The organism is Crateriforma conspicua (assembly GCF_007752935.1).
Taxonomy (GTDB): Bacteria; Planctomycetota; Planctomycetia; order Pirellulales; family Pirellulaceae; genus Crateriforma; species Crateriforma conspicua.
The window spans coordinates 5,402,608-5,423,579 of sequence record NZ_CP036319.1; the positions used below are offsets into that span (position 1 = coordinate 5,402,608).

A 20,972-nucleotide genomic window follows, 5' to 3' on the forward strand; every position below is an offset into this window, starting at 1 on the left:
ATGCCACCGCGCGGCGTTTCCCGCCATGATTTCGCCCACGTATCGCATTCGCATCCACGTCGACCGAATCTATCCATGACCCAACCGATCCGCTGCGACGCTGTCACATCCCGCCGTGACCGAAAAGAGTTTTTGGCACTGGAAAAGCGGCTGTACCAAAACGACCCGAACTGGGTTCCGCCGCTGTGGTCGGTGCGAAAAGAACTGGTGAACTTCAAGCCGCACCCGTTCTATCTGGACGCCGATTCCCAAGCGTTCCTGGCCCGCCGCGGTGATCGCGTGGTCGGACGTGTGGTCGCCATCGCCAACCATGCCCACAACCGCTACCACGACGACAAACTGGGATTTTTCGGTTTCTATGAATGCGAAAACGATCAAGAAGCCAGCGACGCGTTGTTGGCCGCGGCCTGCCAATGGTTGAAAGAAAAAGGATTGACCGACATCCGCGGCCCGGTGCACCCGAGCCTGAATTATGAATGCGGTCTGCTGGTCGACGGATTCGATACGCCGCCGACATTCTTGATCCCCTACAACCAGACGTTCTATAGCGATTTGATCGAAGCGTTCGGCTTCGTCAAATGCCAAGACATGTTCTGTTACGACGCCCACATGGATGAATTGAATGACTTGGACCCCAAGTTGGCGTTCGTCATTCAAGAAGCCACCAATCGATTCGACGTGGCCTGTCGTCCCCTGGATCGGAAACGTTTCGCCAAAGACGTCCGATCCTTTTTGGAAATCTATAATCTGTCGCTGCAGCGGACCTGGGGCTACGTGCCGATGAGCGAAGCGGAGATCAATCACCAGGCCGCCGGCTTGAAACACCTGATCGTGCCCGAATTGACCAGCATCGCGGAAATCGATGGGGAACCCGTCGGTGCCGGCTTCGGCCTACTGGACTACAACCCGATCATCCGGCGGATCGGCGGCAAGCTGTTCCCGCTGGGCTGGCTCAGCCTGCTGACCCAGCGAAAAAATATCAAACGATTGCGGGTGATCAGCACGAACGTCCTGCCGACCTATCAAAAATGGGGCCTGGGCCTGGTGACGCTGGCCCGAATTTTGCCGGACGCACTGGAATACGGCATCGAGATTGGTGAATTCAGTTGGGTGCTGGAATCCAATTCGCTGTCGCGAAACACGATCGAACGGGGTGGAGCCCGTCGCCGCAAAACCCTGCGTCTGTACGACCGCAGTGTCGATGTTTAAACGGCGGCTTGCCTAGGCATCGGCCCCATCTGCAACCATAATCGGGCTCAACGGCTGGTCTTTCGCATCCGCGCCGTTGCCCGCCGGTGCCGTCGCCGGAACCCTTGCTCGTCGCCCGTCCGCCGCAAACACGCCGCCGTCCGATTTCGTTTATGCCACAGTCTGACGTATTCATTACCGGCATCGGAATCATTTCGCCGGTCGGACTGGGACGGTCGGACTATTGGACCGGATTGACCACCGGACGTTCCGGAATCCGGTCTCTGATCGAACGCGAAGATGACGGTGCCAAGCCCACACCCGACCAGGCCCAACAACCGTTCTGGATCGGAGCCCCGGTGACCGGCTTTGACGCCAAACAATACGTGCGTCCGCGAAAAGCTTTGAAGGTCATGTGCCGCGAAATCCAAACGGCTTTCGCGGCATCCCAACTGGCGATGGATGATTCAGGTTGGTCCGATCGGTTGCCCGCCGACGATGACGGTGACGTCGCGTCGGACCGTGTGGCGACCGTGTTCGGCAGCGAAATGCTGTACGGTTCGCCCAACGAAATGATCAAGGCCGTCGAAGACTGCCGCGACGAAGACGGTCAGATCCGCGAAGCCGATTTCGGCCGCTCGGCAATGAAAGGGATCATGCCGCTGTGGATGCTGAAGTACCTGCCGAACATGCCGGCATGCCAAATCGGAATCGCGATCAACGCCCAAGGCCCCAACAATACCTTGGTCTTGGGCGATGTCTCGGGACCGGCGGCGGTGATCGAATCGATGTCCTGTTTGAATCGTGGCATCGCGGATTTGGTCATCTGTGGCGCTGCCGGGACGCGAATCAATTCCACACGTTTGCTGTACCGTCACGATCTGCCCGCCTTTGCACCCGAATCCGCGGTGACGTTTCCTTGTGACCCGCTGCAGTGCAATGCCGGGGTCATCGGCGGCGAAGGCAGTGTCGCCTTCACCCTGGAAACCGCCGACAGCATGGCCAAACGCGACGCCGAACCGATCGTCCGTATTACGGGAATCGCGTCGCGGTTCAGCCCAGCGGATTCAATGAAGCAGCGTGACCGCACCAGCAAGCGTTGCGCATCAGCCGGACGTGGTTCGTCCACGGCGATTCGCAACGCCATCGACGCGGCCCTGTCCCAGGCGGGTCGCACCGAATCGGACATCGGCGGCGTGGTCAGCCATGCGATGGGTGATCCATCGATGGACGCCGCGGAAAACGATGCACTGAAAGGCCACCTGGCGGATTGCCCCAGAATCGAACCAATGCGATTGATCGGACACACCGGCGCGGCCAGTGGATCGTTTGCCATTGCGACAGGTGCCTGCTGGTTGGCCGATGCGGGCCGCGGCGATGGCTTTCCCGGTTCACCTGATGGCGACGTATTGTGTTTGGCCCACACGTCGGAAGGTTCCGCGGTCGCCAGCATCCTCAGTCGTCCCTGACTCCTGGGATCTCGCCGCCCCCAGATCTTGCGCACCCGGGATCGAATCTCCTTGCTGCCGATTTCTTAGCGGCTTCGATTATTGCCAGCGGGTCGTCCAGTCGGTGCGGCTGAGCCTCCTTTCGCGATTGTTAAAGTCGACGCGACCAATACCGTTTTCGTGGCCAATGCACGTGGCGCTCAATTCGTCTGCCCAGAACGGAGGGTGCGGAATTTTTTGTCGCTGTGGTCAGCGTGATGCCGATGGCGAACTTACCTCCCGTCGTATCCGTTGTCTGTCCATGGAGAACCCAGGGCCGTGAAACTGAAAACATTCAAACTGTTGGCCGGCTTGGCGATCGCGATCGCCTGCTGTAGCGCCGACGTACGCCAAGCCGCCGCCGTCGATGGCAGCGAAATCAGTGGCTCCGTCGGCAGCTGGGCCCCCTTCCTACCGACCTATGAAGTCGGCGCGGCCAGTGATGACCAAGACGACTACGGGTTCTTGGCACGCCTGCGTGGTCATCACCGCTTCGACGGCTATCGCACCAGCATCGAAGGTTCGATCTTCTATGGCGATGCGGGCGACACCAGCCTGTTCGGCTACGAAGGTTTACTGCGTGACACCTGGGAATTCAGCTTTGCCGACCTGTCGGCCGGCGGTGGATTCAGCCAAATGACCTTCGACCAAGACTTCGCCGGCACCAACCTGGAAAACGATTACACCGGCGGTAAAGTCGTCGCGGGATTCGAATCCATGTTCGGACATCGCCCGTTTTGGATCGACTTTGGGCTGGGGCTGTATGACCTGAACGGCACCTTCACTCCCGCAGCCGGGCCGGTCGAAACGATCGATGAATTCACGACCACCTATTCGGTCGCCCTGCGTACCGAAGCTTGCTTCTTCGGCGTTGCAGCACGCCCGATGATGAAGTTTGAATTCCTGTCGGACATGGCCAGCTATCAAAACGGCCAACTGGGCACCGACGACGGATTCATCCTGTCGTCGGCGATCGAATTCCGCTTGGTCGGTCGCTAGTCAAAGGGGATGCGAAACCAATCGATGCGTCACACCGATGCATCGATTGGAACGATTCGCGAACCATCACCCACGCTTGGGCCGCGGCACCTTTGTCCGGCCCGATCCCTGGCGTTGACCTTTGCGACGTTTCCGCTGACGTCCGACATTGCCCGAACCGGACGAATCCTGTTCGATCTCCGACAGCGGTTTTCCGATGTTGTCTTTCAGCTGCATCACCCGATCCCTCAGCGCCGCAGCACGCTCGAATTCCAAATCCTCCGCTGCCGCCAACATCTCTTGCTCCAGCGCGTCGACATACTCGATCGTGATGTAAACGGCTTCTTCTTCCTCTTTGGCCGCCGCCGTGGTTCTGCGATGCTTGGCCGCTTCGGATTCGATTCCCGGCCGGATCGTTTTCAAAACGGTCTTGGGGACAATCCCATGCTCGCGGTTGTATTCGATCTGTAACTTGCGGCGTCGTTCCGTTTCGTCGATTGCAAGCTGCATGGCTTCGGTGACCTTGTCGGCATACAGAAGGACTTTTGAATTGGCATTCCGAGCGGCACGACCGATCGTTTGAACCAGCGACGTCTCGCTGCGCAGGAACCCCTCTTTATCGGCATCCAAAATCGCGACCAAGGAAACCTCGGGCAAATCCAGGCCTTCTCGCAATAAGTTCACGCCGACCAGACAATCGAACACGCCGCTGCGAAGCTCCTGCAACAGGTCCACGCGTTCGAACGCATTCAATTCACTGTGCAGCCATCGACACCGCACGTTCTGTTCTTGCAAGAACGTTGAAAGGTCTTCGGCCAAGCGTTTGGTCAACGCCGTCACCAACACACGTTCGTTCTTGGCCGCTCGGTCGCGAATTTCTTCCAACAGGTGAGCGACCTGGCCGCGAGCGGATACCACTTCGACCACCGGATCCAAAAGCCCGGTCGGCCGAATGATCTGCTCCACCACCTCGCCGCGTGTTCGCCCCAGTTCATATTCGGCCGGCGTCGCGCTGACGAAACAAATCTGGTGATTCCGCTGTTCCCATTCCTCGAACTTCAGCGGCCGGTTGTCCAGCGCACTGGGCAATCGAAACCCATGATCCACCAGCGTCAACTTGCGACTGCGATCGCCCGCGTACATCGCACGAACCTGGGGAACGGTCACGTGCGATTCGTCGATGAAAGTGATGAAGTCCTTGGGAAAAAAATCGTACAACGTATCGGGGGTCGCCCCCGGTGGTTTGCCCGACAACGGTCGGCTGTAGTTTTCGATCCCCGGACAATGCCCGACTTCGGCCAACATTTCCAAATCGAACTTGGTCCGGGCTGACAACCGCTGGGCTTCCAACAGTTTTCCCTGCTTTTGAAACGTCTCCAACTGCTGCGTTAATTCCTCGCGGATCACGCGCAACGCACGTTGAATGCGATCCTCCGGCATCACAAAGTGCTTGGCCGGATAGATGTAAAGCTGATCAACGACCTTGATGACTTCCCCGCTGACCGGCTTGATGATGCTGATCTTTTCGATTTCATCGCCCCACATTTCAATGCGATAGGCGAATTCTTCATAGCTGGGCCACAGCTCGATCGAATCCCCCCGCACTCGAAACTTGCCACGTTCAAAGGCGACGTCGTTGCGGTCGTACTGGATGTCGACCAGCTTCAACAGCAAATGATCGCGTCGCGTGTTTTCACCGACACGCAATCCCACGATCAGTTGTTTGTAATCTTCCGGTGAACCCAGGCCGTAGATGCTGCTGACCGAAGCGACGATGACAACGTCCCGGCGGCTGACCAGCGAACTGGTCGTCGCCAGCCGCAAACGATCGATCTCCTCATTGATCGACGCATCCTTTTCGATGTAGACGTCACGTTGGGGGATGTAGGCTTCGGGTTGGTAGTAATCGTAATAGCTGACAAAGTAGTGGACCGCGTTCTCGGGAAAAAATTCCTTGAACTCGGCATACAACTGGGCCGCCAGCGTTTTGTTGTGACTCAGGACGATCGCGGGCCGGCCGACGTTGGCAATCACGTTGGCCATGGTGTAAGTCTTCCCGGTGCCCGTCGCTCCCAACAGAACCTGCGAGTCTCGACCGCTTTCGAATCCTCGCGTCAGCTTCTCGATCGCTTGCGGTTGATCACCGGCCGGCGGAAAAGGACACGCCAAATGGAAATCGGCGCGCGGCAATTCGGGGGTAGAATCGGTCGTCATCAGACACTTTGGATTGACGGCAATGGATCGAACCAAGTCACGGGGGCCTGGGAGGGGCCAAAAATCGCAAACAAGCGTTTCGGACGCACGCCGACAACTTTCCCCGCGCGATGCCCCAGCGTACCCGCTGGCCCCACGATTGTTCCATCGGCGACGACGATTAAGGATGCGCGGCGACGAAACCGTCTGGCACAGGCGAATCAGACGCCGTCTGGGCGACGGCATAGGGGCGAATCCGCTCGATCGTCTTGGGACCAATCCCGGACACCCGCGACAGGTCGTTCAAATCAGAAAATGGCCCACGAGCCTGACGATCCGACAGAATGCGACCGGCCAGAACGGGGCCGACCCCCGGCAACAAATTCAGCTCTCGCAGCGGCGCCTCGTTCAAATCGATGACCAGCCCCGTTCGCCGGGTATTCTCGTCCGGCCAAGCAGGCGCTGTCGACGCTCGGGACGTGTCACCAACCGGGGCAGGGGACTGCGGTCGGAAGCACCAGGCCGCGGTCAACGTCGCCGCCAGCAAAACCAGCATCACGGTCAATTGGCGGCGGACCGGATCGGTGGCCAGCGGAGGCGTTACCTTCCCATCGATGACGCCTTCATTCGCGGACGGATCTTCCGCCACTTCGCGAACACGGTTCGATTCGTCAAGATGATTCTGCCGCACGACGCCCACTCCGTTGCCAACTGCCGAAGTGCCGTCCGCAAAGCAAGCCCCCTGACGCCACTCGGTCACCGCATTGTATCGCCTGAGCGACGAACTCTCGATTCACCATCCCGCGACACGGCAACAATTTCACGCGAAATTTTTGGGGCATTTGCTAGCTTTCAAACTGCCGACCCCTCCGATCCCCATTCGATCAGGCCAACGTGATGTCCGACGACGCCCCCAGCAATTCAACCGACGCCGATGAAGGCCAAAACCCACCGGTTGCACCGGAGTACGCGGAGGTCGCGGCAGACGAGACGATGGAAAACGCTCTTCGCCAATTGGTCCGACTGGCAATCGCCGAAGATCTGGGCCGATCGGTCGACTGGACCACGGTCTGTCTGATCGGCGAAGAAACTCGCGGCCAATGCTCCATCGTCCCGCGTGCCCCCGGGGTTGCCGCCGGAATGGTGTTGGTCCCCTGGATCTTGGATGAATTTGATGCCGACATTGATCACAAATGTCACATCGAAGACGGACAACCGCTGGTCCCAGGACAAGAGATCGTGACGTTGTCAGGCAACGCACGTGATTTGTTGACCAGCGAACGCGTCGTCCTGAACATCCTGTGCAAGCTGTGCGGGATCGCAACCAAGACCCGCGAATTTGTCCAAGCCATCGAAGGCCACCACGCAAAGGTCTATGACACACGCAAGACCACACCGGGATGGCGTCGCCTGGAAAAGTACGCCGTTCGAATGGGCGGCGGCCAAAACCATCGCACCGGACTGTTCGACGGATTTTTGATCAAAGACAACCACCTTGCTTTGGGTGGCGGTCCGGGTGCGACATTGGATCCCGCTGACGCGGTGCGCAAAGCGCTGCAGTGGCGCTCCGGACGCATCAACCAGTTGCCGGCCCCCGACATCGTCGAAATCGAAGTCGATCGATTGGATCAGTTGCAGTCTGTATTGCCGGCCGGCCCCGATATCGTCCTGGTCGACAACTTCACCCTGGACCAATTGCGTCAGGCCGTCGCGATGCGAGACCAGCTGAATCCGTCCGTTCAGCTGGAAGCATCGGGGAACGTCAGGATCGACACGATCGGCGAAATCGCTGCGACCGGCGTGGACCGAATCAGCAGCGGTGCATTAACCCACCGGGCCATGTGGTTGGACCTGGGATTGGATTGGTTGCCGCCACAGGCAAGCTAGGGTTGCTCGTCGCCGGGGGGGAAACATCTGTTCCGATGCATCTGTTACAGACGCATCCGAATCTCCGGTGCATTGACTCGACCCAAGCCAATATTCTCCGGTTCCATTCGATGAGTTCGATTCGGGCACACCGTCACTGGTGGGATTTTCTACAACCGACTTTCGATGCGATCGCCATCGTTTTGTCTGCCGCACTGGTCAAGTGGGCCGTCAAAGGCGTCATTGATGACAAAGTCGTCATTGCGGGGATGATCGCGACCGTCGTGTTTTTGCTGCTGTCGCAGCTGACGGGGCTGCAGCGCAAGTTCGGATCTGGGTCCGCCGACAACGAAATGTCGGGCTTGGCGGTGACATGGACGCTGACCGTCTTGGTCATGTCGATGATCGCCTTTGCGACACGTTACGGCCAAGAATTCGCTCGCTCGGTGATCCTGGCATGGATCGTCGTCGCGCCGTCAATGATCGGGTTCTTTCGAATGTCGATCCGGTTGGTGCAAAACGCGATGAACCGCCGCGGAATCGGCGTGCGGCGTGTGGCGATTGCCGGCTTCAATCAGTTGGGGCTGCGCACGGCACACAATATTGAACAAGATCCGTCGATCGGTTTTCGCATGGTCGGCTTCTATGACGACCGAAAACAAGTGCGCCCGGACGATTCCGACAAAGACGACATCGAAAAAGACGCCAAGCCGATGGACGCATCTGGTCCCGAATCGGAGCAACCACTGTCGGCCGACCACCCGCTTCACGGCGGCTTGGATGCATTGGTCACCGCAGCGAAGGCCGGCGAAATCGATACCGTCCTGATCACGTTGCCGATGCGGGCCGAAGCCCGAATCCGCGGTCTTCTGGATCAGTTAAGCGATACCACGGCATCGGTCTACATCGTGCCCGATTTCTTTGTGTTTGAACTCTTGCATTCCCGCTGGACCAACATGGGCGGTTTGCCGGCGGTCAGCGTTTTCGAAAACCCGTTGTTCGGTGTCGACGGCATCGCGAAACGACTGTTCGACGTCACCGTCGCCTGTGCCGCGCTGCTATGTGCCGCGGTGCCCATGACGTTGATTGCGATCGCGGTGAAAGTGACATCGCGAGGCCCGGTCTTCTTTCGCCAAAAACGATACGGCTTGGACGGCAAGGAAATCTTGGTCTGGAAATTCCGCAGCATGCGGACCTGCGACAACGGCCCGGTGGTCAAGCAAGCCACCAAAGACGATCCTCGAATCACGCCGCTGGGCGGGATCCTACGGAAAACCAGCCTGGACGAATTGCCGCAGTTGTTCAATGTCATCGACGGCAGCATGTCCCTGGTCGGCCCGCGTCCCCATGCCACGGCACACAACGAACAATACCGCGGCCAAATCCGCGGCTACATGCTGCGGCACAAGATCAAGCCGGGGATCACAGGACTGGCGCAAGTCAACGGATGCCGCGGCGAAACGGAAACCATCGACAAGATGGAAAAACGTGTACACTTTGACCATCAATACATACGGTCCTGGTCGATCTGGCTGGACCTGAAAATCATGTTCAAAACACTGCTGGTGGTTTGGACGCAGCCAGAGGCCCGCTAGATTTGCCTCGCCGGCACTGGACCGGCACAAGCCGATTCGACACAATATCGGCTGACCCGGGGTTGTAGCTCAGCTGGGAGAGCGCTGCGTTCGCAATGCAGAGGTCGGGAGTTCGAATCTCCTCAGCTCCACTTTCCGACAAACGCCGCAAAGCCATGTGCCTTGCGGCGTTTTTTCGTTTCGGCCTACTGAATTCTCGGTGACAAAATTTCGCCAAGGGAACACAGACGCGACTTCACCGTCGAAACGGCACTCAACCTTGCGACCGAGCATTTGCTGTAGCGGCGTCTCAACCTTCAAGCTCCGCTTGATGTTCAATGCTGCAAGCTGATGGTGGTTGGCTTTCCGCCCAATAACTGAGTGGGCGTGATCCCCAAACACTTTGCATCCACCAGGGATCCATTTCGTTTTCGAGCCCCAAATCCGTTGCTCGAATCTGACTCGAAAAGCCTCGCGTGCTGCAAACAAAAAACACAGCAGGCCGTCAACTCGGCTCGGGGCTTGTGTCGACAACGATTCGGACATCACTTTCTTGGCGCAATACCGTCGCTATCAAGGCCAATGATGCTCTTGGCGAGATGTTTGGTACTCCAGTGTGGATGGGACACGACTGGTTAATCGGCCTCCTTGCCAATAATCGTGTCTGTGAAGACGTCGCAGATCTGACTTAGCAAAGCCGCTTTTGAAACACCAATCGGGACAGAATGGCCGAACCCGATCATCGAAGGTCCGCCAGCAAACGGGTCGTCGGTTCTTGGGTGGCCTGTTCTGTTGGATGCTTGCAACTTCTTTCGGGTAAACTGGTACGCCTCGACAACTCACTCTTCTTGCGATCAATCACTCCCATGAAATTGACACCATTGCACATCGCCTTTGCCCTGGTCATGGCGATCCGTTCGATCGGTCCTCACGCCGTATCGGCTGACGATCCGCTTCCGTCCTGGAATGACGCCGACACCAAAACGTCGATCACGAGCTTTGTTCAGCGAGTGACAGATCCCGATAGCACCGATTTCGTCGAACCGGCACTGCGAATCGCCACCTTCGATAACGACGGAACACTGTGGTCGGAAAAGCCGTTTTACTTCCAATTGGCTTTTGCGCTTGATCGTGTCAAAGCCATGGCTCCGATGCATCCCGAATGGAAGCAAACTCAGCCATTCCAAGCGGTCCTCGAAGGTGACATGAAGACCGTCATGGCTGGCGGCAAAGAGTCCCTGCTAAAAATTGTGGCCACCACTCACGCCGGAATGACGGCGGCCGAATTTGAGGCTCTTGCCTACGACTGGATCCAAACGGCCAAGCATCCAAAGACGGGGCGGCTTTACAAAGACATGGTCTATCAACCGATGCTTGAATTACTGACCTACCTGCAGTCCAACGGATTCAAAACCTTCATCGTCTCCGGCGGCGGTATTGATTTCATGCGTCCCTGGACCATGGAAACCTATGGCATCCCGCCGGAACAGGTGGTCGGCAGCAGTATCAAAACCAAGTATGAGCTTCGTGACGGCAAGCCCGTTATCCTGCGCATGCCTGATATCGACTTTATCGATGACAAAGAAGGCAAGCCCATCGGCATTCACTCCCATATCGGACGCCGTCCCATTTTCGCCGCCGGCAACAGCGATGGGGATTGGCAAATGCTGCAGTACGCCACCATGGACCACTCGCCCAGTTTCGGCCTGATCGTGCATCATACGGACGCGGATCGTGAATGGGCCTACGATCGCCAATCCGCGGTCGGCAAATTAGACAAGGTATTGGACGATGCCCCCAAACAAGGTTGGACCGTGGTGGATATGAAGCGAGATTGGAAACAGATTTATCCAAAGTAGTCACCGACAACGTCGACATCTCTCACATCACACGTTTACCGATGTGCCAACACGGCTGGTCAATGTTGCGATGGCGCCGCAAAGATGTTGCAGGACAAGTCTCGAAGACTTCGATCGCTTTGACATCGGATTCGCAGGGAACATCTGATCGGGTGGGCTTTCGCCAGGTTTTCTTTGAAAGCTTCCTTTGGCATTGGCTGGCCGCTCACGCTGTGTTGATAGCGGCTGCGGGAGCGGCTAGCATGAGCCAAACCAAAACCACCCACCAGAACCAGCGTGTCGGCAGGTCGGATCGACGCCGACGCGATGGTTCGATTAGGTACTTCACCCGGATCACCAAGGATATGTCATGCGAAAGTTGACCGTCTGTGGCCTTACAGTTGGCTTTGCATTGTTATTGCTTCCATCTTTCCTTCAGGCAGAAACGGCTTCCAAGGTGGACTTGGCGAAAGCGTTCGCACCGTTCATGGGAACGTGGTCCGGCGACGTCACGCCCAACGGTGGCCCGGCAGGTGAAATGACGGTTGTCGTCGAACAGGGTGGAATGGGATCCTTTGTTTCCATTTCAACACGCTACAAGATCGGCGGTCAGGGAAAGGCAATTTTGCTGACCCATGGGATTGTTCGCATTAAAGAACCGACCAACAGGGTGCACTCATGGTTTCATGGCATCGAAGGTCGCATGGATGGCGATACTGAGATCTCAAACAACACGTGCGAAACGTTGGCCACCGGGATCACCAATCGTGGCCAAGCGATGACGCTTCGTTTGCAGATGAAACTTGATGACGACAAGCTGATTCTGTCACAGTCGGACGGTGTGGCGAATGGTACACCGATTCCGGATGAACGCGTGGTCTTGGATCGCGTGCCGAATGTTGCAGAAGAGTCGGAAGCTGCGAAGTCTGACCCCGAGTTGTTGGCTGAACTTCAAGGCGTCTGGCGTTTGGAACGGGGCAACGGCGGTTGGGTCATCAAGCAGATCGACGGCAACCACGAAACGCTGACACGCTACAACGCCGAGGGCGATGTCGACGAATCACACCAGGCCACGATTTCAGTGCAAAAAGACGGCGACGACAAACGGTTCAGCATCGCCACGATGGAGTTCACCGCTGGACCGCGAAAAGGAATCCAGGTTCCTCAAGGCCTACTTCAAAACCTGGGATACGCTTACAGGGTCGATTCGTCCGCGTTCACCGAAATTCACAACCGTCCCGACGGAACCACGCAAACGCATCGATGGAAGCGTGTCGAAAAATAGCTTTCGGCTCGTCGCAGCGGGGCCGCGCGTGATACCGAACAACAACCCGGCTTAACGAATCGTTTGGCCGGCAAGGTCCAACAGTTGCGAATTGGATACCGCGTTGCCGAAGTCGTCAAAACGGTCCAATGTCCAAACCACTTGTTTGGTTTTGCGGTCGATCTGGACCAACAACGGCTGGCCCGGTCCTGCGTGACAATTGCCAATCACCAAATGCCCACTCGGCAGAACTTCCAACGTCGTGACCCAGGCCAAGCGAATGCCGGGTAAATCGTCCTGGTGCAATTCCCAGACGATTTCCTTGTCAGGCGTGACTTCGATGACGCCGTGTCCGTTTCCGGTTGCGATCAAGGTGTTCCCGTTGGGCAAACGCAGCGCGGCGAACAGCCGGTTGCCGAACGCATCCGGGCCATGCCCCTTGGCCGGCTGTTTGCCGAACAGAGGCACCGAATATTCCCAAACCACTTCACCGGTTTCCCGATCATACTGCCTGACTTTGCCGTCGGCTTCATGAGCGACCAAGTAATCGTCGTCGGGCGTTCGGCGAACCAATCGGGTATCGCTGTGGGCGCTGGGATGATCGACGACCAACGGGATTTCACGTTGGATTTCACCTTCACGATTCATTTCGATGATGCGCGCCGTTCCCGACTCGGCGATCATCGTGTGACCACCGGGCAGCCGCTCAAACGCATGGACTTCCACACGCTTTCCCGCGTTGCCGTTCGCCGTGGCGGAGTCATAGGCCCAGACGACTTCGTGTGAATCGGGATCGATTTCCACAACCTCGGCCTTCCCACGACGGGTCAGTATCCGACCGTTTTCCAATCGATGAATGTCGTGGATCGATCCCCAGGGCATCTGCCAGGAAAGGCTGCCATCGGGCTCGACGACGACCAATCGTCCATCGCCTTGCAACAGAACCCGATGCTCGGCCCACACGATTCCCGTGAACAAGAAACCGCACAGCAGCACGGCGCTGAAGCAGAGCGAAGCCAAATTTCGAATCATGACCAATATCGACAAAACGAAGAAACAAAGCGGAATCAGATGCCATGGAGGCCGACCAGCCTAACCGCTGCATCACCAACCATGGGCACCGAAACACCGTTCGATGCGGCAGGGTGGTGAAATCCAGGGTCGGTCAACTTTTCCTTTTCAGCGTCGGATCTTCCATTGCGGACCGGCTAACTGCAAAGAACCGTCCCCACCGGCGACCGGGCGAGGGCGTTCGGGGGTGGTCCATTTTCGCACACGCGTGAATCACTACAATCGCCGCTTTCTCGATCCCGATTCGCTCGCGAATTCTTGTCGGTGGAGCCCGCATTTTGTCTTCGATCGCTACGGCCATTTTGATTCTGTCGTTCGTCGCGATGATCGGCATTTGCATTGGCGGCATCACGTTTCGCGGGATCGGTATCGGATCGGCCGGCGTGCTGTTTGCCGGGATCGTGGTCGGCCACTTTGGTGGAACCATTGATCACGACATCGCCCACTTCGTCAAAGAATTCGGGCTTGTACTGTTCGTCTTCACGATCGGGTTACAGTTGGGACCGGGGATCATCCAACTGTGGCGTGATCAGGGGCTAATCCTGAACGCGATGGCGTTGTGCATCGTGGTGTTGGGTGCGTCGCTGGTGATCGCGTTTCACTACATGCTGGACCTGATCCCGCTGGCTGCACCGGGTTTGTTCAGCGGTGCGACGACCAATACACCGTCACTGGGTGCCGCACAGGGAGCGGCCAACTCACTGATCGAACAAAATGGCATTGAAGGCGCGGACGTCGGAACGCTGGCATCCGCTTACGCGGTCGCTTATCCCGGCGGCATCGCGGGCATCATCGCCAGCATGCTGATTTTGCGACGAGTGTTTAAAGTCAAGGTGGACGATGAAGTTCAACAAATGGATGCCGAAAACAGTTCCAAGACTCAAGCGATTCACCGTCGCTGTATCGAAGTCGACAATCAGCGTTTGTCTTCGATGCCATTCGGGGAAATCCCCGGAGTGGAAGAAACCGGCGTCCGGATTTCGCGCATCCGTCCGTCCGATCGTGATGAGGTCTTGGTGGCCAACGATGAAACACGTTTGAATCCCGGCGACATCGTTTCGGTCGTGGGGACCGAAAACGACTTGAACCGGTTCGAACCCTTGATCGGACACGCGGTCGATGTCGACCTGACCCAACAAGAAAGCGATGTTCGCTTTCGCAAGGTATTCGTCACCGAACCATCGGTCATCAATCAATCGCTTCGCGACTTGTCACTGGACCATTTGTACGCCGTCTCGGTGACTCGGATTCGCCGAGGCGGGGTGGAAATGACGGCTCGTGGATCGACGCGTTTTCACTATGGCGATATCGCGCACTTGGTTGGTGATGAAGAAGCGGTCGATCGCGTTTCCAAACTGCTCGGCAATTCGGTCAAAGCGATCAACGAAACCCAATTCGCCCCGGTATTTCTGGGGATCGCCGTCGGCGTATTGCTGGGCATGATTCCGATCCAAATTCCTGGGCTGCCGTTTCCAGTGAAGCTGGGCTTGGCGGGCGGACCGCTGATTGCCGCGATCAGTTTCAGCTTGATCGGACGCCTGGGCGGACTGGTGTGGTACATCCCTTATTCGGCCAACCTATCGCTGCGCGAATTGGGCATCATCCTGTTCTTGGCCAGCGCAGGCCTGTCAGCCGGCGAGACTTTCTTTTCGATCGCTTTGACGGCCAGCGGGCTGAAGTGGATGTTGGCGGGAATCTTCGTGACGATGCTGCCGCTTCTTTGTGTTGGTGCATTCGCAAGAAAGCTGCTGAAGATCAATTATCTGACGATTTGCGGCGTCTTCGCGGGAAGCATGACGGACCCGCCAGCGCTGGCATTCGCCAGTTCCCAAGCGGACCATGATGCCTGTGCGACCGCCTATGCCGCGGTGTATCCGCTGACCATGGTGTTACGGATCGTCGCTGCCCAAAGCTTGGTCTATCTGCTGATCTGACGCCCCTAGACGGGAACATCGGATCACGGCGATTCGCACCAGCCATCATTGGGTGGGCGTTTTCGCACACGAGTATGCTGGAAGTGGCCCCGCTGGACGCACCAAGGGCGCGCCGAATGTAACCACCGGTCGACCTGTCTTCAAAATCGAACAACGCGCACGGCACCGATTCGTGCATGTTCGCAAGGCATTGGGAATTTGCCAGCGGCTTGGTGACGCGTCGCGTAAGTGTTCAGCCTAACTGGCACGATGGTCGCACCTGGATGTGTGCAACGTCCATCGGCAACGCCCCAAAATTTTCCAGGAGTGGTCACCATGAACCGTTCCAGCTTCGCGCCCCATGCCAGTGATACCGAACGTGCCGTTCCCGCCAACGCCCCCACAGCGGTCTCGTTGATGATGCCCAACGTCCGTGTCATCCGACCGGACATGGGATTGGATGAAATCACGTCATTCCTTTTGGAACATCGTCAATGCATCGCACCGGTTGTACGAGCCGACGGGAACCGAAAGATCCTGTTGGGTCTGGTGACCGAACAAACCTGTCTGGAATACTTGGTCAACGAAATTTTTTACGGCGATCCATGCCCGCGAACTGAAGCCCAGACGATCATGCAAAAACATCCTATCTGCGTATCGCGTGATGTGGATCTATTCACCTTGGCGTCGATGTTCCTGCATCATCCCTTCCGGCATTTGATCATCGCCGAAGGTGAGGAATTCATCGGCATCGTGAACCGCCACGACGTGATCGCGGCACTGGAACAATATTATCGCCAATGGCTGGGGACACGCGATCGCGACCGATTCCCGGTCAACGTCCACGAGATCATGAATCATCGTTTCCTGGTCACCCGCTGATCAAAACAAGCCTGCCAGCCGGATTCGTTCGACGATGGTCCCCGGCGTTGTGAAGCATTCCACGGCCCTGCGAAGCATCCCACGGCCCTGCGTGGTGCGGTCATCACCAGGGGCATGCACCGCGCAGTGGCCTTCGCTTTTCCGAACGCCTCCGCCATCGCTTGACGACACGGTCGACACCGGTTTGTGCTAGTCTGTTGCCCCGCTTTCGCCCGATTGCGGCCGAACATTCCTTGCACAACATCGGTTTGACTTCATGAAAGTTTCTGTGTTGCGTCGCTGCATCCCCAATGGCCTGTTCTTCGCGGGCCTGCGCGGGTTGGCTGTGCTTCTTCTCTTTGCTTTGACAGCAGATGCCGCAGGTCCGGCGCGGCCCAATATCGTTCTAATCATGGCCGACGACCTGGGCGTGGAGTGTTTGGGATCGTACGGCGGAACCAGTTACACAACGCCCAACCTGGATGAACTGGCCGGTCAAGGCATTCGTTTTTCCAACGCTCATGCCCAGCCACTGTGCACGAACACTCGCGTCCAATTGATGACCGGTTTGTACAACAACCGCAACTGGCAAGCGTTTGGAATTCTGGATCGCAATAGCCAAACGATCGGTCACTACATGAGCGATGCCGGCTATCAAACCTGCATCGCGGGCAAGTGGCAACTGTACAGCTATGATCCGCCGGACTATCCCGGTGCCGCGATGCGACGGGGCACAGGCATGCGAGGCCAAGATGCCGGATTTGACGAGTACAGTCTGTGGCACAACGGCCACACCGAAGACAAGGGTTCACGGTACGCCGATCCGGCGATCGAACAAAACGGTGCGATGCGCACCGACACCGCAGGCCAGTACGGTCCGGACCTTTGGGTCGATTACATCTGTGATTTCATCGATCGCAAGCAATCCGATGACCAACCGTTCTTTGTCTACTATCCGATGGCATTGCCGCATGGCCCGATGACGCCGACGCCGATCAGCAAAGACTGGCAAGACCCATCGAAACGTCATGATGACAGCACCGACTATTTCGCCGACATGGTGCAATACACCGACCGATGCGTCGGTCGCGTGGTCGACAAGATCGACCAACTCGGCTTGGCCGAGCAGACATTGATCATTTTTTATAGCGACAACGGGACACACCAAAGCATCACGTCGAACACGGACAACGGACCGATCCGTGGCGGCAAGGGGCTGACCACCGACGCGGGAACTCATGTTCCGTTGATCGTACGCTGGTCCGGTGTGATCCAACCGGGCGAAAAGCCTCACCTCGTGGACTCAACGGATTTCTTACCAACGGTCTTGGATGCTGCCGGCAAATCGGAATCGCTGAAACGGACCGACGGCGTCAGTTTTCTGCCGGTCTTGATGGGCGACGATACCGCTCGGCGCGACTGGATCTTTTGCCATTACGACCCGCGACCGGGTTGGGACAAGGACCAGTTTTCTCATTCTCGTTTTGCCCGGGACCATCGGTACAAGCTGTACGGTGACGGTCAATTTTTTGACGTCCAACAGGATCCCTTGGAACAGTCACCGATCCACCTGGGGACGGAAGATGACGAACGAGTCGCCACGCGACTTCGTTTGCAATCGGTCTTGGACCAGATGCCCAATCCCGAACCGATGCCGCGAGACCCGTTGGCATTTTCGGCAAGTCATCAAGAAGCGTTTTTTGGTGAATCACCATCGATGGAATTGCTTTGGGGCGAAGGCAAGTTCACCGAAGGCCCGACGGTCACCCCCGACGGCGATATCCTGTTTTCCGATGTCCGTGCCGGACGCGTCATGCATTGGAATCATCAAACGGGCCAAACATCCATCTTGATCGATGACTTGCCGGGGGTTAACGGCTTAGCGTCAATCGATTCGTCGCACTTCTATGCCTGCCAGGGCAGCGGTCGCCGAGCTCTGCTGAAGGTCAGCTTTGACGGCAAAGTCGATGTCATCGCTGATCGCTTCGAAGGCAAACGTTTCAATAGCCCCAACGACGTCGTCATCGCCTCCGATGGTGCGCTGTATTTCACCGACCCACGGTATGGTGACCAAAGCGATCGCGAACTGGACCACGAAGGTGTTTATCGCATCGAAGACGGCAAGGTGACTCTTGCGACGGATCACGTCCAACGTCCCAACGGCTTGGCGTTCAGCAATGACGAAAACCGCTTGTTTGTCGCTGACAACAATAATGATTACGGGGGAGCCCGAACCTTGTTGTCGTTTGATCTGCAAAGCGACGGATCGCTGGCGAATCGAAAGGTCGTTTATGATTTCGGAATGGGACGCCGTGGCATCGATGGCATGTGTGTCGACCAATTCGACAACGTCTATGCCACGGCCGGCAAAGGCGACGATGCGGGGGTGTATGTGTTCGGCCCCGATGGCGAACAGTTGGCCGTCTTGCCGGTTCCCGACGTACCGACGAATTGCTGCTTGATGTCGGTCGATGACCAGACGTTCTTGTTGGTCACCTGCCAAACCGCACGGGGAACATGCGGGCTATTCCGGGCCGCCGTCACGCCCGTCGACGTCCAGGCGGATTCGAACTAGCGAAACATCAGATCCCCTTCCAAGGGAGCTTGCTGACCAACGTCACCCGCCGATCGAATACATCGGCCGGGACGGTCGCACAAAGACAAGATCGTCGCTGCCGTGGCCCCGTTTTTTTGCCGCTACGGCGGACTTCAATAAATCTGCGATCGCTTGATCATTGGCTCCCGAACGCAACAGCGATCGCACGTCGCCACTATCATCCCCGAACAGGCAATTGCGAATTTTGCCGTCGGCGGTCAAGCGAATACGATTGCAAGCTTGGCAAAATGGCTCGGTCACCGACGCAACGATTCCGATCGTTCCGCCACCCGATTCGATTTTGTAATCGACTGCCGGAGCCCCCTCGCGACGGGGCAGGGGACGCAGCGGACCAAAGTGTTCCGACAAGCGACGAAGGATTTCCGACCCGGACAAGACGTTGGCCGGGTCCCAATTTCCATCGGCATCCAAAGGCATGTATTCGATGAACCGGACCGGCAACTTCGTACGGTTGGCAAAGTGCCCAAAAGCGGCCAGTTGCGATTCTGTGAAGTCACGTTTGGCAATCGCGTTGACCTTCACCTTCATTCCGGCATCGACCGCCGCGTGAATGCTGTCCAGCACCATCGAAAGCCCGCGGCGTCGAGTTGAATGCTCGAATGATGACTCGTCCAAAGCGTCCAAGCTGACGTTGACACTACGCAGTCCCGCCTCGGTCAAGCGTGGCAACTGTTGCAGCAGCAACACGCCGTTGGTCGTCAACGAAATGCGCGACGGATCCAAAACCTGAGCCAACATTGCAATCAGGTGATCCAAGTCGGCTCGTACCAACGGTTCGCCACCAGTCACCCGAACATCGTCGACACCGAGATCAACCGCAACACGAGTGAAGCGAATGATTTCTTCATAGGTCAACAACAGGGATTTGGCTTGATACTTCGGCGTCACCGCCGGCATGCAATAGGTGCAACGCAGATTACACCGATCGGTGACGCTGATGCGCAACGATGTGTGTCGGCGTCCAAATCCATCAACCAGCATCAACGCGACCAGACGGGGCAAAAAGAAAAGCAAAAACTTACACAGGAAACGACCGACAAAACGTCAGACGCGTCCGTCACATTACCCCGCGACACAAACTGGAGCGACGAAGGCTATTCGGAAAGCCAATTCCAGGCCGATTCCATTTCCGATTGGTCAAAATACTTGATCTTTGCCATGGTGAACGGTTTGCACACCGTTGCCATGTACTTTTCCCACTGCTTTTCACCGACCAAGGCGATCTTTTCGATCGACGTGCAATGGGTCGTGGCAAAACGGATGTCATCCCATAGTGCGTGCGCATCCCAGCCACTGAAATCATGAAACTGCGCCAGGATTCGCGTCGTTTCGTTTTTCGCGATGTGTTCGTCCACCAGCGGCACGAAGGTCTTGTAGTCCTCGTCGTGTAGTTTGCCTGACAGCTGAAATCCGACCACGTCGGGCGAAGGCGATTCCAAGGGGGTAATCATTGCATCTTCACTTTCTTGGTTGGTGGGAAATTTCGTGGTTCGTAGGCGACGCGGTAACAACACGACGCCAATCTTCAATGTCGAAAAAATCTATCCAGTACGCCGAAGTCTCGAGTTGTCAATCGACGGGCCTCGGCACCACGGACAGTCTAAAACAAGGCGTTCAGCCAGGCGCTCGCCCGAATCAAAGTCATGTCCAGAATGCCGGCAATTTGTACCTCGTCGGCGTAAACCACCGCCTGTCCTTTCGCAATGTTTGGGATTTGCGACCGTTGATCAAAAACCGATTCTCACGCCAAACTACTTTAACGGGCCTTCGGAATAATGGGTACAAGCGATTCGTCACGCCGGCATGATTGCCCGATTCGGCCCGCAACACGGGCGGAAACTGGATCATTGTGGTTGCCACTGTCGATGATTTCTGTGGTGTGCCGCGATGGTCAACGGTCCGATGGCGGTATCCGCCGACGTGACACTTCTGGATCACTGTCGCCTGCAGTCGTTGCGATTGTCACAGCTGATGCACTACAGACACCGACAAGCGATCACCGGTGTAAATGGCGGGTTAAAATGGTGATATCCCGTGTGTTTTCGATGAAGTGGTTTTAAGTTCACCCTAGATTTACCGAGCAGGACATGAAGGCTGCACAACGCATGACCGAACGGCCTTC

General features: G+C 57.0%; 15 protein-coding genes and 1 tRNA gene. 11 read left to right on the top strand and 5 right to left on the bottom strand.

Features of this window, described 5'->3' with window-relative positions; translation table 11 throughout:
- Positions 1 to 75 precede the first annotated feature (75 nt).
- The 3 genes from Mal65_RS19745 (at position 76) to Mal65_RS19755 (ending at position 3,674) form a co-directional block, all read left to right on the top strand.
- Positions 76 to 1,209: an N-acetyltransferase gene (locus Mal65_RS19745; protein WP_145301546.1), complete on the top strand. Its 1,134-nt coding sequence runs from the start codon at positions 76 to 78 to the stop codon at positions 1,207 to 1,209.
- Between the two features lie 152 nt (positions 1,210 to 1,361).
- Entirely contained in the window at positions 1,362 to 2,657 is a 1,296-nt protein-coding gene (locus tag Mal65_RS19750) for a beta-ketoacyl synthase N-terminal-like domain-containing protein (protein ID WP_145301549.1), read from the top strand.
- Between the two features lie 297 nt (positions 2,658 to 2,954).
- On the top strand, positions 2,955 to 3,674 hold the full coding sequence (locus Mal65_RS19755) for a hypothetical protein (protein ID WP_145301552.1): 720 nt from the start codon (positions 2,955 to 2,957) through the stop codon (positions 3,672 to 3,674).
- Between the two features lie 66 nt (positions 3,675 to 3,740).
- On the opposite strand, the gene uvrB is transcribed toward Mal65_RS19755, so the two are convergent.
- Entirely contained in the window at positions 3,741 to 5,867 is a 2,127-nt protein-coding gene (gene uvrB / locus Mal65_RS19760) for an excinuclease ABC subunit UvrB (protein ID WP_145301555.1), read from the bottom strand.
- Positions 5,868 to 6,027: 160 nt separating this feature from the next.
- Positions 6,028 to 6,537 carry a ComEA family DNA-binding protein gene (locus Mal65_RS19765; protein WP_196784312.1) on the bottom strand — a complete coding sequence of 170 codons (510 nt, stop codon included), beginning with the start codon at positions 6,535 to 6,537 and terminating at the stop codon, positions 6,028 to 6,030.
- Positions 6,538 to 6,743: 206 nt separating this feature from the next.
- On the opposite strand from Mal65_RS19765, the gene nadC reads away from it, so the two are divergent.
- The 5 genes from nadC (at position 6,744) to Mal65_RS19790 (ending at position 12,409) form a co-directional block, all read left to right on the top strand.
- Positions 6,744 to 7,733 (top strand): carboxylating nicotinate-nucleotide diphosphorylase, encoded by a 990-nt coding sequence (nadC, locus tag Mal65_RS19770; RefSeq protein WP_145301558.1) that lies wholly within the window; start codon positions 6,744 to 6,746, stop codon positions 7,731 to 7,733.
- A 110-nt stretch (positions 7,734 to 7,843) separates the two neighbouring features.
- Positions 7,844 to 9,307: an undecaprenyl-phosphate glucose phosphotransferase gene (locus tag Mal65_RS19775; protein WP_145301561.1), complete on the top strand. Its 1,464-nt coding sequence runs from the start codon at positions 7,844 to 7,846 to the stop codon at positions 9,305 to 9,307.
- Between the two features lie 58 nt (positions 9,308 to 9,365).
- Positions 9,366 to 9,438: transfer RNA gene (locus tag Mal65_RS19780), tRNA-Ala, on the top strand.
- Between the two features lie 753 nt (positions 9,439 to 10,191).
- Complete coding sequence (locus Mal65_RS19785; protein WP_145305065.1) at positions 10,192 to 11,145, top strand: HAD family hydrolase; 954 nt, start codon at positions 10,192 to 10,194, stop codon at positions 11,143 to 11,145.
- 349 nt (positions 11,146 to 11,494) lie between these two features.
- Positions 11,495 to 12,409 carry a hypothetical protein gene (locus tag Mal65_RS19790; RefSeq protein ID WP_145301565.1) on the top strand — a complete coding sequence of 305 codons (915 nt, stop codon included), beginning with the start codon at positions 11,495 to 11,497 and terminating at the stop codon, positions 12,407 to 12,409.
- Between the two features lie 51 nt (positions 12,410 to 12,460).
- On the opposite strand, the gene Mal65_RS19795 is transcribed toward Mal65_RS19790, so the two are convergent.
- Complete coding sequence (locus Mal65_RS19795) at positions 12,461 to 13,420, bottom strand: BamB-related PQQ repeat family beta-propellar protein (RefSeq protein ID WP_145301568.1); 960 nt, start codon at positions 13,418 to 13,420, stop codon at positions 12,461 to 12,463.
- Positions 13,421 to 13,737: 317 nt separating this feature from the next.
- On the opposite strand from Mal65_RS19795, the gene Mal65_RS19800 reads away from it, so the two are divergent.
- The 3 genes from Mal65_RS19800 (at position 13,738) to Mal65_RS19810 (ending at position 18,808) form a co-directional block, all read left to right on the top strand.
- Positions 13,738 to 15,393, top strand: coding sequence for a putative transporter (locus Mal65_RS19800; protein ID WP_145301571.1), 1,656 nt, complete (start codon positions 13,738 to 13,740; stop codon positions 15,391 to 15,393).
- Between the two features lie 315 nt (positions 15,394 to 15,708).
- Positions 15,709 to 16,254, top strand: a complete 546-nt coding sequence (locus Mal65_RS19805; RefSeq protein ID WP_165701400.1) for a CBS domain-containing protein — start codon at positions 15,709 to 15,711, stop codon at positions 16,252 to 16,254.
- A 256-nt stretch (positions 16,255 to 16,510) separates the two neighbouring features.
- A complete protein-coding gene (locus Mal65_RS19810) occupies positions 16,511 to 18,808 on the top strand; it encodes a sulfatase-like hydrolase/transferase (protein WP_145301578.1) in 2,298 nt (765 codons plus the stop codon).
- Positions 18,809 to 18,850: 42 nt separating this feature from the next.
- Here Mal65_RS19810 and moaA read toward each other — a convergent pair whose 3' ends face one another.
- Both moaA and Mal65_RS19820 read right to left on the bottom strand, forming a co-directional pair.
- Positions 18,851 to 19,852 carry a GTP 3',8-cyclase MoaA gene (gene moaA / locus Mal65_RS19815; RefSeq protein WP_231131184.1) on the bottom strand — a complete coding sequence of 334 codons (1,002 nt, stop codon included), beginning with the start codon at positions 19,850 to 19,852 and terminating at the stop codon, positions 18,851 to 18,853.
- A 92-nt stretch (positions 19,853 to 19,944) separates the two neighbouring features.
- Positions 19,945 to 20,301, bottom strand: a complete 357-nt coding sequence (locus tag Mal65_RS19820) for a SpoIIAA family protein (protein ID WP_145301583.1) — start codon at positions 20,299 to 20,301, stop codon at positions 19,945 to 19,947.
- Positions 20,302 to 20,972 lie beyond the last annotated feature (671 nt).